General features: G+C 67.6%; 11 protein-coding genes. 1 reads left to right on the top strand and 10 read right to left on the bottom strand.

Annotation, left to right across the window (positions count from 1 at the left end):
- The first annotated feature begins 8 nt into the window (after positions 1-8).
- Complete coding sequence (locus AB0903_RS23800; RefSeq protein WP_366705893.1) at positions 9-1,070, top strand: hypothetical protein; 1,062 nt, start codon at positions 9-11, stop codon at positions 1,068-1,070.
- 51 nt (positions 1,071-1,121) lie between these two features.
- On the opposite strand, the gene AB0903_RS23805 is transcribed toward AB0903_RS23800, so the two are convergent.
- The 10 genes from AB0903_RS23805 to AB0903_RS23850 form a co-directional block, all read right to left on the bottom strand.
- Complete coding sequence (locus AB0903_RS23805; protein ID WP_366705895.1) at positions 1,122-2,567, bottom strand: cytochrome P450; 1,446 nt, start codon at positions 2,565-2,567, stop codon at positions 1,122-1,124.
- Positions 2,564-3,187 carry an ATP/GTP-binding protein gene (locus AB0903_RS23810; RefSeq protein WP_366705896.1) on the bottom strand — a complete coding sequence of 208 codons (624 nt, stop codon included), beginning with the start codon at positions 3,185-3,187 and terminating at the stop codon, positions 2,564-2,566. The genes AB0903_RS23805 and AB0903_RS23810 overlap by 4 nt, the downstream gene beginning before the upstream one ends.
- Positions 3,168-3,524, bottom strand: coding sequence for a DUF742 domain-containing protein (locus AB0903_RS23815; protein ID WP_366705898.1), 357 nt, complete (start codon positions 3,522-3,524; stop codon positions 3,168-3,170). The genes AB0903_RS23810 and AB0903_RS23815 overlap by 20 nt, the downstream gene beginning before the upstream one ends.
- Positions 3,521-3,928: a roadblock/LC7 domain-containing protein gene (locus AB0903_RS23820; RefSeq protein WP_366705900.1), complete on the bottom strand. Its 408-nt coding sequence runs from the start codon at positions 3,926-3,928 to the stop codon at positions 3,521-3,523. Before AB0903_RS23820 ends, AB0903_RS23815 begins: the two co-directional genes overlap by 4 nt.
- Position 3,929: 1 nt before the next feature.
- Complete coding sequence (locus tag AB0903_RS23825; RefSeq protein ID WP_366705902.1) at positions 3,930-5,384, bottom strand: sensor histidine kinase; 1,455 nt, start codon at positions 5,382-5,384, stop codon at positions 3,930-3,932.
- A 1,081-nt stretch (positions 5,385-6,465) separates the two neighbouring features.
- The gene (locus AB0903_RS23830; protein ID WP_366705904.1) at positions 6,466-7,098 is read right to left on the bottom strand and encodes a hypothetical protein; all 633 of its coding nucleotides are present in this window, start codon (positions 7,096-7,098) and stop codon (positions 6,466-6,468) included.
- Positions 7,095-7,964 (bottom strand): IS701 family transposase, encoded by an 870-nt coding sequence (locus AB0903_RS23835; RefSeq protein WP_366705906.1) that lies wholly within the window; start codon positions 7,962-7,964, stop codon positions 7,095-7,097. The genes AB0903_RS23830 and AB0903_RS23835 overlap by 4 nt, the downstream gene beginning before the upstream one ends.
- Positions 7,965-8,034: 70 nt before the next feature.
- Positions 8,035-9,054, bottom strand: coding sequence for an HTTM domain-containing protein (locus AB0903_RS23840; RefSeq protein WP_366705926.1), 1,020 nt, complete (start codon positions 9,052-9,054; stop codon positions 8,035-8,037).
- A 152-nt stretch (positions 9,055-9,206) separates the two neighbouring features.
- Positions 9,207-9,782: a DUF5819 family protein gene (locus AB0903_RS23845; protein ID WP_366705908.1), complete on the bottom strand. Its 576-nt coding sequence runs from the start codon at positions 9,780-9,782 to the stop codon at positions 9,207-9,209.
- A 337-nt stretch (positions 9,783-10,119) separates the two neighbouring features.
- Positions 10,120-11,415, bottom strand: a complete 1,296-nt coding sequence (locus tag AB0903_RS23850; protein WP_366705910.1) for an ice-binding family protein — start codon at positions 11,413-11,415, stop codon at positions 10,120-10,122.
- Positions 11,416-12,069 lie beyond the last annotated feature (654 nt).

A 12,069-nucleotide genomic window follows, 5' to 3' on the forward strand; every position in this document is an offset into this window, starting at 1 on the left:
GAAGTCCCATGACAGTGCAGGCCGTGCAGCTCCCCGGACTGTTGATGCCCTATCCGGCGAAGGTGAATCCGTACCTGCCGGCCCTGCACGACGAGGCCGAGACATGGGCGCGGGACATGGGCATGCTGAGCAGCGGCGAAGTCCCGTCGGCTTCACGTGCGATCTGGACCCGGTCCCAGTTCCACGCCATGACCGTCGACCACCTGACCGCCTGCACCCTTCCCGATGCCTCACTCGCCGATCTCCGGCTCAACCACCGGTTCAACATCTGGGCTCTGGCCTGGGACGACTACTTCGCCTCCGCCTTCAAACGGACGGGTGACCTGGCGGGCGCACTGGTCTTCACAGCCCGGCTCCACGCCTTCCTGCGGCCGGAGCCGGGTGCCCGGTCACCCGAACCGGAGAACGCGGTCGAGAGGGGCATCGCCGATCTGCAGCCACGTCTGTTCCCCCCGCGACTCGCGCACTGGCGGCACGGTTTCAACCGGGCCCTGGCCAGATACATCGATGCGGGAGTGCAGGAACTGGCCAACAGCCGTACCGGCAGGGTTCCGGACCTGATCGAGTACGCCCAGTTCCGCCGCGAAAGCTTCGCCGCCTACACCGCCCCCTACTCCGTCGAGCTTGCCACGGGCGCACGGATCCCTGATCGGATCCGGCACACCCGTACCGTCCGCGCTCTGCTCGACGCCTTCATGGACTACATGGGGCTGGCGAACGACATAGCCTCCTACCAGCGGGAAGTTCACGAGGAACACGACGTCAACAACCTCGTCGTCGTACTCGCAACGTCCCTGGGCGTCACCATCCACGAGGCGGTGCACACCGCCGTCGATCTGGTGAACGCACGGCTGCGCCACTTCGATCACCTCAGGCAGAGCGAACTGCCCCTGCTCGTCGAGCGAGCCGGGCTGCACGCCGGTGAGCGAGCCGAGTTGGAGACGTGGGTCCGTGGGGCCGGCAGCTTCCTGTCCGGCCTCCATTCCTGGTACACCGAGGCCCCCCGCTACGCTCCCGCAGACGCTCCGTTCCGCGGGCAACGTACATCCACCTCGGCTGTGTCCACCTGAGAACCGCCAGGGGCCCCGGGCTCTCCGGCAGCCTCCCCTCGGCTGTGAGTTCTAGCGTCTCCGCAGAAAGCGGCTCAGCCACGCCCGCCACGAGGCCCGGGGTTCAGGCGCGTGTCCCGGCCGGGGGTCGGCCACCGGCCGTGGGGGTACCGCGGGCAAGCCGCTGGTCGGCGAGGGCGGGGCCGGCAGGGATGCCGGGAGATCATGGGTTTGGGGAGCACGGGAAGCGAAGCTCACCGGCAGCGCCGTCAGATGCCGGGCCCAAGTGGAGGAGCGCCAGGTGAGCGCGGACTCCGGGACGGCCAGGGTGATGTCGGGAAGCCGGGTGAGCAGGATGTCGATTCCGGTGTCCGCGATAACACGACCGATGTCCTGACCGGGACACTCATGAGCACCGGCACTGAAGGACAGGTGCGCGCGGTTGTGGTGCACCGGGACCGAGGGGTCGGGGCGGACCGCCTGATCGACGTTCCCTGCGGCCAGGCCCAGCAGGAGCATGTCTCCCGCCTTGATCTCCTTTCCTCCGAGGGAAGTGTCGCCCTTGGCCCAGCGTCCTGGGCACACCATCAGCGGCGGCTCGTCCCAGAGCACCTGTTCCACTGCTTCGGGCAGGGTCATCTGGCCACCGGCCAGGGACCCGCGGAATCTCGGGTCGGTGACCACCATCCGCAGGACGTTGGACATGAGGTTGGCCGTCGTCTCATAGCCGGCGAGCAGGATGAGCCGGAGGTGATGCTGCACCTCCTCGTCGGAGAGACCGGCCGGGTGGGCCATCAGTACGGACGCGATGTCCTGCCCGGGACGGGTGCGCTTGGTGGCGACGAGCTGCTTGAGGGTCTCCAGTACATAGGCGTTGCTGGCGAGCGACGTTTCGGTGCCCTTGAAGAGGTCGCGGGCGGCATGCACGAGCCTCGGACCGTACTCGTCCGGCATTCCGAGCAGGTGGGTGAGGGTGAGCATGGGCAGGTGCTCGGTGAACTGACCGACCAGTTCCGCCTTGCCGCTCCCGCAGAATCCGTCGATCAGCTGGTGCGCGAAGCGGGTGATGTGCCGGCGGATTCCGCGCTGGTCGAACTGGTCGAGGCTGGCCGTGACCGCGCCGCGCAGGCGGTGGTGTTCTTCCCCGTCGGCACACACGCAGTCCGGACGCCAGCCGATCATCGGCACGAGCGGCGAGGTGGCGGGGTCGATCTCGCCGCTCTTCCAGCCGTGCCATACACGGGGGTCACGGGAGAACTGGGTGGAGCGCGTTGCCACGTCGCGGTTCTCGAGATACCCCAGGACGAGCCAGGCGCGTACGTCGCCGTCGAGCAGGACGGGTGCCACCGGGCCGTGGGCGGCACGCAACTTCTCGTACAGGCCCATGGGGTCCGTAGCGGCGGCGGGGCCGTGAAGCCGGGTCACTCCGTCGGCTCCTGCGATGGAGTGGGCCGGGCAGCCCGGGGGCGGAGTGAGCCCGGGCTGCGGGGTGGTGTGTTCGGCTGGTGGGACGGTCATGCGGACTCCTGAGCGGCGGCGAGGGTGCGCAGGTAGACCATCAGCGAGAGCAGGGCGTCACGGCAGGACGACCGGTCACGTGCGTCACAGGTCACGATGGGCACGGATTCGTTGAGGGCCAGAGCAGTGCGCAGGGCTGGCACGGGGTGCTGCGGGGCCTCCGGGAAGGTGTTGACGGCCACGATGAAGGGGACGCGGCGGTCTTCGAGACGGGTGATGACCTCGAAGCAGACATCGATCCTCCGTGTGTCCACGAGGACCACGGCGCCGAACGCACCTTCGAAGATGCCGTTCCACAGGAACCAGAAGCGCTCCTGTCCCGGGGTTCCGAAGAGATAGAGGATCAGCTCCCGGTTGATGCTGATACGGCCGAAGTCCATGGCGACGGTCGTGGTGTTCTTGCCTTCGGCTCCGGGATTGTGGTCGATCCCGACACCGGCCTGAGTCATGGTCTCTTCGGTGGTCAGGGGTGGGATCTCGCTCACCGACCCGACCATGGTCGTCTTGCCGACTCCGAACCCTCCGACGATCACGACCTTGACTCCCCTCGCACCGTGAGGCAGCAGCACGTTGGTGCCGCGTGGGCCGGCGGAGGTTGCGTCAGAGCTTGCGTAGTCCATGGATCACCGCCTCCAGAAGGCCGAGTTCGGGGTAGGAGGCGACGGGAACGGGAGCGGTGGCCTCGACCCGTCCGCCTTCGACGAGTTGCGAGAGCAGCACGGTGACGACGCTGAACGGAAGACTGAGATACGCCGAGATCTCGGCCACCGACAGGGGGTACCGGCACATGGAGAGGATCGCGGCCTGTTCGGGCTGCATACCGGGCTCCGGGGCCGACCTCGCTGCGATGAGGGTGACCAGATTGAAAGTCTTCGCCGAGGAACCCGGGCCTCCAGTGATGACGAAGAGCGGCACGGGACTGCCTTCGTCCCATCTGTCCTGGTTCTCTGACGTCACATCGCCCGCCCGACGTCCTCACGGGGCGGGCTTGTCATGTGCTGGCCGATCCGGACCACAAGTGTCCGCATACGGTCGCCCAGCAACCCCGCGTCCACCTCCTCGTCGGCCAGAACCGCGAGATAGGCCCCGGGTCCGGCCGCCATCAGGGAGAAGTATCCGCCGTCGACTTCGATGCCGACCATCCGCGTCGAGCCGTCTCCGTGCGGGAACCTCTGCGCGATGGCCTTCGCCAGGCTCTGGATACCCGAGCAGGCGGCGGCGATCGCATCAGCGGTGTCGGGCTCCGTGTCCGCCTGGCCGATGCTCAGGCCGTCCGACGACAGGACGACCACGTGCCGCACGTACGGGACGCTGGCCGCGAGCTCCTTGAGCATCCAGTCAATGTTGGGCAGCGGCTGCATGTTACTCACCCTCATCTGATGGCTCGCTGTTTTCGGTGGAAGCTTCGGCGCTCGATCTCTTCTCGCCGCTGAACGCCTCCCACATCAGGCCCGGTTGCCTGGGCGTTCCGTTGGTTCCCGGGAAGGCGGCCGGAGCAGCGGGCGGTTGGGGGGTGGTGCGGACGACCGGTTTCGGGACCGGTGTCTCGCGTCGCCGTTGCGGGAGCCCGTTGACGGTCGCCTCGGGCTCGACGGCGTCCGGCGCGCCAGAGCGAGGTGGCGTCGGACTCGGCACGATCGGCCCGTACGTGGGCTGACGCGCGGGTGGCTGGGCTTTCGGGGCGGGCTGCTGCACCGTGGTGATCAGGCTCCTCGGGACGAGCACGACCGCCCGCACGCCTCCGTAGGCGGAGGTGCGCAGGTCGACGTCGAGACCGTGCTCGCGGGCCAGCCTGCTGACGACGGCAAGGCCGAGTTGTGTCACCTCGCCCAGGCCGGCCAGCTGGATGCCGGACGACGCCTGGGCCATGACGCGGTCGACGCGCTGCCGGACTTCTTCGGTGAGTCCGACCCCTCGGTCCTCGATCTCGATCGCGATGCCGGAGGGCACCTCGCTCGCGGTCACGTCGACGGGGGTGTCCGGTGGCGAGAACGTCGTGGCGTTGTCGAGCAGTTCGGCGAGCAGGTGGATCAGCGGCTCGGCTCCCGGGCCGACCACGGCCACCTCTGTCACCGACCGCAGTTTCACGCGGGGATAGTCCACGATGCGCGACATGGCCCCCCGCAGGACGTCGTAGAGCGGGATCGCCTTCGACCACTGACGCCCGGGCCGGGCGTCACCCAGTACCGCGATGCTGGCCGCCAGGCGGCCGATCAGGGCATTGCGATGGTCGATGTCCTGCAGGCCGTGGGAGACCACGACATCCGTACCGTGGAGGATCTGCATGGCGCGGAGGTCCTTGGCGAGCTGATGCACGATCGCCTGGACCCTGCGTGCGATCGCCACCAGCGCCCGCTGAGCCGAGTCCCGTGTGTACTCCTCGGCCTCCACGGCTTCCAGGAGTGATCGCAGAGCCGTCCGGAGCGCTTCCGTGAACTCGCTGTCGAGATGTTCCCCGAGCCTGACGGACTGCAGGATCTCCGAGGCGGGGTCGCCTCTCTGCAGGCGGGCCACCGCTGCGGGGAGAAGCTCCTCGGCCATCCACACGGTGGTGGCCCGCTGATCGGACAGCCGCGCGATCAGCGCGGCTTCGCGTTGCGCGCAGTACGCCTGTGCTTCGCTGACCGCCTGCGCGTAGCGTGCCGCGTCTGCCGCACGCGTCCGGCGCACCGTCTCAGCCGAGGTGATGACCGTCAGAACGACCGCGGCAAGGCCGCACCAGGCAACCGGCGTCCGTGTCTGCGCAGGAACGAAGATCAGCGCGACGGCGAAAGCCCCGGCCAGGGCACCAGAGGGTATGAGCCACTCCAGAGCCACTGCACGCGGCCTGGCTCCGGAAGTTGAACCTGCACGAACCATCAAGGGGTCCCTAAACAGTCTGGAATGAGCGGGCTGAGGTGATGCGGCGCGTCGGCAGGAACGGGGTGGGCTTCACTCGGCTGCACCTTTCCGATTGAATTCACCGACGGGCCGCTTCGAGGTCGCTTCAGGGGCCACGCCTCTTCACGGGGGTCAGTTCCGTCCGCATGCGCACAGCATTCGATTACACGCTGTGAGCGCATCGCTACACATGTGGGGGGAGCATAGTCAGCTCGGGTTCGCCATGTGACCTTGCTGAAAGCAGCAGCCTCGATTGACCGACCTGGGCTCATAAACTGATCGACTGCGCAATGACATGCACCGAAAATGCAGAGAATCGATCACATCGATGAGTCTGCTGGTCACGACGCTCCCGACCCGGCCCCATGCGCCCGCTTCCCATCGGGCGCATGGGGCCGCGATCCGCGCTCGGCGGCGCCGCATCGCGGGAGCCGCTTTCCGTCGACATCGCATCGGTGACACGAAAGCATGTTCTGGATATCCCCGGCACGTTGTGGACATCGCCGGGTGATGCCCCGCCGAGTGGTGTGGCCATCCCGGACCGTGCGGCTCCGTTCAGCGCCGTGACGCACGCGCCGGTCGGTCCGGCTCCCCGGTTCTCCGCGCCGCTCACGTGCGTCATCACCGCACCGGCCCGGAAAGGACTGCACCGCCCCATTTGAGTAGCGGAGATACGAACTCCGCATCCCCACACCACGTCGCGGGACGCGACCCGTCGCCGGAGATCGCCCTCACGGACCCGTGACGGGGGCGACGGACCCTCCGTTTACGAGCCGTAGGCGCAGACGGGCCGGCGCGGTACGGCTTCCGCCGAGTACCGATCAGCCTTCGGCGCCGGTGTCGGCCACGGCCGGAGCGGACGGGTTCGGATTCGGGTGAGCCGCCTGGGCGCAGGGAGAAGGAGAAGATCACCATTGCCGTGCCTCTCGCAGCCTCTGCGCGGGTTACGCGCAGCAAGGCCGCAACGGACACCGGCGTGGATGAGGACGAGGCCGAAGGCACTCAGCGACGCGCGAGCTCAGCACAGACTGCGGTAGGACGCGTCCGGCACGTAGGTCTCCCACTCCTCGCGGGTGATGTCCCGGCCCGTCCCATCGCAGATGCCGGCGGCGACCCGGTCGGGTGACAGGTCGACGGACGTGACGCCTGCGCCGCTGAGAGTGCGCAGCACTCCGTTGCCGAGGGTCATCGCGTCGATCCGGCGCCCCGTGGGGGTGACCGGGAGGCCGAGGGCGATGAGGGCTTCGACGTCCCAGAGCTGGACGGAGTCACCGCCGACGACCGCGGCGAGCATCCAGGCCCGCGCCGCCTGCCCCACCGTGCGGTGCACCGCCAGGCCCGCCCGGTCGCCGGCGACGGCGCCGCGCAGCCGGGGCCGGGCCGGGAGCAGCGCGGCGCTGACGGGGCGCACGGAGTCGTCGCTGCCGACGACCAGGACCCCGGCGGCGGCGAGCCCCGCGACGGCCTGCCACATGGGACGGTGCTCGTTCGCCGGCCGCTCGCCGTACAACTCCTCCGCGGGGGTCGTGCGGACGGAATCCTGCGAACCGTCGGGGGCGTCACCCGGCACGACGAGCCGCAGCAGCAGTTCCACGGCGGCGAGTTGGGCCGGGGGCGGGAAGCTCCAGGAAGGCGACCTCGGCCCGGTCACCGAGCGGAGGGACCACGGCCGTCGACCCGGACCGCCGCCGATGTGGCCGTCGGGCGGGGACGCGGCACGGCGTGTGCCGGCCTCCAGCAGGCCGGTGTCGCCGCCCCCTTCCGCGGGGGCGTCGTCCTTCCCTCCGACGAGGCCGAGGAGCAGTTCCTGACTGACCACGGCCTTCCATCGCCTCGCCGCGTCGCCCCGCCCCGCCAGCTGACCGGCGAACCCTGGCCCACGGCCAGAGCCTGCCGGAAGGCGTTGTTCTGGCCGTACCCGGCGTCGGCCACGATCACCTGCGGGGTCGGGTCCCAGGAGATCGCCTCGTCGATCAGGTCGAGGGCCAGCCGCCACTTCTCCCGGTGTCCGACCTCCTCGGGCACCCCCGCTTTGGCCCGGCGCCCGTTGTCGTCCTGCCACTCCTGCGGCAGGAACAGCCGCCACGAGATCGGCACCGAAGCGGTGTCGGACGCGGCATGCAGGCTCACTGCGACCTGGCAGTTGGACTGCTTGCCCAATGCACCGCACCACTGCCGAGCCACGGCCACCGACATCTTCCCGTCCTTGGGGAACGACACATCGTCGATCACCCACACCATCGGATCCACGACGGGAACCGTCTTGACGGCCACCGCGCGCAACACCGCCACGTGATCCCACGGCGACTGATTCACGAACTGCTGCAGAGCCTGCATGTCACCGTCCGGCAGCCGCTCGGCCATCGGCTGGATCGACTTCCTGCGACCGTCCAGCATCAATCCCCGCAGGTAGCAGTCCCCCTTCGCCCGCTGATCCCTCCGCGGCACCGACGCGAACACCTCAGCCACGAACTCGCCCAGCTCGCCCCGGAGTTGCCCGATCTCCCCCAGCTCCATCACAGCAGCATGCCCAACCCGGCAGCCCGAGATCAAATCAACCTAACGAAGTACTACGAGGACCCTCCCCTCATCGCGGGCCTTGAGAGGAACGGGATCGGCCTGAGGGTTGGGCGTCGCCTGCCGGTCCGGGCTGCAGCGGCACCGCGGCAGGTGTCGCCCCGGGACAGGCATCCGCTCCCGTGACGCCTGCTCGTCGGACGGTACGCCGCCATAGCCGTCCCACCGCGCGGTAGAAGCGGTCCGGCAGGAATACGGCATCGGCGACGATCATTGCGCCGGAGAACAGGGGCAGTCCCATGAGCACCGCGATATTCACGTGCATGCCCAGCAGCAGGATCAAGACAGGGTACTTGAGCCTGCTGAAGAGGACGAACGGAAAGGCGACCTGCACCAGCACCGTCATGTAGCCGACGACCGTGAGCAGTACGTGGTGGCCGTCGATCACTTGGGACAACTCAGGCCAGGGACGGAACAGGTCGATGTTCAGGACGTAGTGGAGGGCAGTGCCGTCGGCCCACTTGCGACCCTGCACCTTGTACAGGCCCGCGCATCCGTAGAGGAAGCAGACCTGGGCTGCGATGACGAACATGCCGCAGTTGTGCAGCACGGTGGTCAAAATGGAGCCCGCATCGCCGAGTTGGTGCCGAAGACCGCTCCCGCGGGGATCTGCAGTCCTACCCGCCGCGGCCTTGAGCCGGGTCTTGCGCGCGTCGAAGGACCAGCGACGACCACACGCGGTGAAGACCAGGTAGACGGCCATGAGGACCATGAGGTTGTCCCCGCCGTCCGCCATGTAGATCGCCCTGGCGTGGAATGACACCACCACGACCGCGAACAGCACGGACACCGCACGCGTGCGCCAGCCCACCACGAACAGCGCACACGTGACAAGGGCAACGGCGTAGCAGACCTCGAAGTACCCCCGGCTGTCGGACAGCATGAGGACGCTGCCCCATCCGCTCTGGTCGTACATAAGTCGGGCCAGTTCAGGCGTCCATGGCGAACCGGGGCCCCACATCTCGTCGCGGTGTGGAAACTCGCGGAGCAGGAAGACGAGGTAGAGCAACCCGTACCCGATGCGCAACATCGCCGCCGCGTACAGGGAGACCGGCCGCTCAATCAGGAGGACGAGGAAAGCGTGGATCGGATCGAGCACGCGTTGGAGCATGTGCAGGGCAGCCCGCTCGGCGGTTACTCGGGGCGCCGTGGGCGTCGTGGTCGGTGCCCTCTCACTCCGCTTCATCGCGAGTCCACCTTCCACCAGGGCAGGTGCCGGGTCACGGCCGGCGCAGGTGCCGCGGCGGCCGGACGGGAGCCGTTCGTCGATCGGGGAGGGGCGATGGGCAGCGTGGTCACCCGTAGCTGGATCGAGTCGAAGGTGCCGCCCCGTTGAGCGGTGACGCGGTCCGCTGCAATGTTGCGGAGATACTTCTGGATCAGAAGAGCCCGCTCCGAGTGTGGCTGGTCGTCACTGCCGTGCGTTTTGAGGTAGGAATTCCATGCCTGGCGCAGCATGTTCTGTGCCGTATGGCTCGGGAAGACGTTGTGCTTGACGGCGGAATCGTCCATGGAGCTCACGTCGATCCAGTCACTCACTTGCGTAGTGCCGTTCGGTGCCGTGTACCCGACCCTCGCCGAGACCTTCCGATTGACAGACTGCGGATCCGGGGCGAAGAGCCGCCAGTTCTGCGAAAACAGGGGCCGGACCCACGCGTTGATCTGATGGTTGTATGCCTTGGAAACAGCGTTCGAGGGCGCCACGTACAGAAACACCAGGACAACATGGACCAGGGTCGTTGCGAGGCACAGGGCCACCGCGACTCCCGTTCCAGCGATCAGTAGGCGGGGGGGCTCTGAGCCACGAGTCCTACGCGATCCTTCGCCACCGCCCTGCTCTACCGGCTCAGCGCCGGCCTGCTCTGAATCCTTCGCATGTGTCGACTCAACGCCGCCCAGCACGGCCCCACCCGGTCCTTCCCATTGCGACTGCTCGCACCTGCTTCTCCTGCTTCCACGGGTGGCGCGCGACGGAATCAACGACGATCCGCCGCGCGCCACCCCTACTCGCGTGTGGGGGTGACCCGTGCGTGCCTCCGCCAAGAGGATCCACGCGCAACTCGCCACTCCCGCCCAACTGCGGGGAAGAACTCACTCAGTGGTGACTGTGCACTTTGTGCGACGGGGGCTTCACGTCGTAGGCGCCGGGCTTCCCGGGCTTGCCGGGCTTGCCGGGCTTGCCGGGCTTGCCGGGCTTGCCGGGCTTGCCGGGGTGGTCCCAGTCGTCGTCGTGACCGCCTGTGTCATGACCACCTGTGTGGTCGCCCGTCGCCGCAGCATCGTCACCCGTCGCCGCAGCAGCATCATCGCCCGTCGCAGCAGCAGCAGCGTCACCCGTCGCCGCAGCAGCAGCAGCAGCGTCACCCGTGGTCGTCGTGGTGTCGTCACCCGTCGCCGCAGCATCGTCACCCGTGGTCGTGGTGGCGTCGTCACCCGTCGCCGCAGCATCGTCACCCGTGGTCGTCGTGGTGTCGTCACCCGTCGCCGCAGCATCGTCACCCGTGGTCGTCGTGGTGTCGTCACCCGTCGCCGCAGCATCGTCACCCGTGGTCGTCGTGGCGTCGTCACCCGTCGCCGCAGCATCGTCACCCGTGGTCGTCGTGGTGTCGTCACCCGTGGTCGTCGTGGTGTCGTCACCCGTCGCCGCAGCATCGTCACCCGTGGTCGTGGGGGTGTCGCCCAAACACAGCGGTCGGGTGATCACGTTGCTGTCAAGCGTCACAGCGCCGTTACGAGCCAGCGCGCGGCCCTCGATTTCCGTCCCCGTGGTGACACTGATAGAGGTCAGGGCCATGATGGTGCCCACGAAAGTGGAGTCGGTTCCGAGGGTGGCCGAACTTCCGATCTGCCAGAACACGTTGCACGGCGATGCCCCGTTGATAAGGGACACCTCGCTGGCGGTCGCCGTCGTCAGCGTCGAACCGACCTGGAACACCCAGACGGCGTCGGGGTCGTTCTCGGCGTCCAGGGTGAGCGTGCCGGTGATTTGGGCACTGACAGGGGCGTTGTAGACGCCTGGAGTCAGCGTCCTACCACCGAGCTCCACCGGAGGATCGTCGGGGAACGTCACGTCCGGTGCCTGCCCAGCCGCATCGATGTACGCCGTCGTCAGGTCGCTCTGGGCTTGAGCAGCCACGGCATCCGTGACATGCATGGCCCCGTTCACGATTCCGGGAGGGAATCCGGTGACGGACGACCCCGGACTCACTCCGAGGTCTCCGTTGATCACCGAGGGGCCGGTGTTGGTGACATCGGAGCCGCCCAGTACCGCGAAGCTCTCCGCCGTTCCCAGTTCTACTTCCGTTGCGACGGCACTTGCCCGTGTAGGCGTGACTGCCACAACGGCCACCGCGACCAGCAGGGTGAGTACCCCCGCGATCCAGGCCGTCATTGTGCGCCGATGCGACGCATCGGCAATATTCAGTCTCATCGAGGAGTCAACTCCTATGGGTGTGGTGACATCCGGCGTTCCTCGTCGAAAGGAATCGCCACTTCTGTCGGCGGCATATTACGCAGAGGACCATTTCGGGCAAGGATTCACCGAGTGAAGTTGCCGGAATCAATCAATATGCATCAAGGGATATATGACCAACCATTGAGCCGAATGGCTGTCATTGGTCCATTCGGCAAGCCTTCGTGATTAAGTGTCACCTCCCGTCGCACCGATCGATGGCACCTGCCCATCATGGGACGGAAGAAGAGCCCGGGATTCACCCGGATGAGCATTTTCCTCGGCTGGCCTCGATCCGTCAGCGGCGATGGCTACGCGGTGACGTGGTTGGTTCGTCCCGTTTGTTCCGGCTGGTGTCGGGCGGGGCCCTCGCGTGTCGCTGCGGCTGCGCCGGAATTCCACGTCTCCCGGGCGTGCTGTTCGGCTCCTTCCTGGTCTTTGTCGGGGTGGGCCGCCCGTTTTACGGAGCGGCGGGCAGTGCGCCGAGTCGTCGTCATGTCGGTCCTACCTTGTTCGTGGGTTGGACGGGCCGTCGTAAGGTCCAGAGACCCAGAGACTCCGGGCATGGCTTTCATGCGGTTGCCCTCGATGGTT

It is taken from the genome of Streptomyces sp. NPDC048389 (assembly GCF_040706335.1).
In the GTDB taxonomy this organism is placed as follows: Bacteria; Actinomycetota; Actinomycetes; order Streptomycetales; family Streptomycetaceae; genus Streptomyces.

Excerpts from the sequence above, each read along its gene's own strand:
- AB0903_RS23800 (WP_366705893.1), top strand. The coding sequence starts at position 9 with ATGACAGTGCAGGCCGTGCAGCTCCCCGGACTGTTGATGCCCTATCCG.
- AB0903_RS23805 (WP_366705895.1), bottom strand. The coding sequence starts at position 2,567 with ATGACCGTCCCACCAGCCGAACACACCACCCCGCAGCCCGGGCTCACT.
- AB0903_RS23810 (WP_366705896.1), bottom strand. The coding sequence starts at position 3,187 with ATGGACTACGCAAGCTCTGACGCAACCTCCGCCGGCCCACGCGGCACC.
- AB0903_RS23820 (WP_366705900.1), bottom strand. The coding sequence starts at position 3,928 with ATGCAGCCGCTGCCCAACATTGACTGGATGCTCAAGGAGCTCGCGGCC.
- AB0903_RS23835 (WP_366705906.1), bottom strand. The coding sequence starts at position 7,964 with ATGGAGCTGGGGGAGATCGGGCAACTCCGGGGCGAGCTGGGCGAGTTC.
- AB0903_RS23840 (WP_366705926.1), bottom strand. The coding sequence starts at position 9,054 with ATGTTGCGCATCGGGTACGGGTTGCTCTACCTCGTCTTCCTGCTCCGC.
- AB0903_RS23850 (WP_366705910.1), bottom strand. The coding sequence starts at position 11,415 with ATGACGGCCTGGATCGCGGGGGTACTCACCCTGCTGGTCGCGGTGGCC.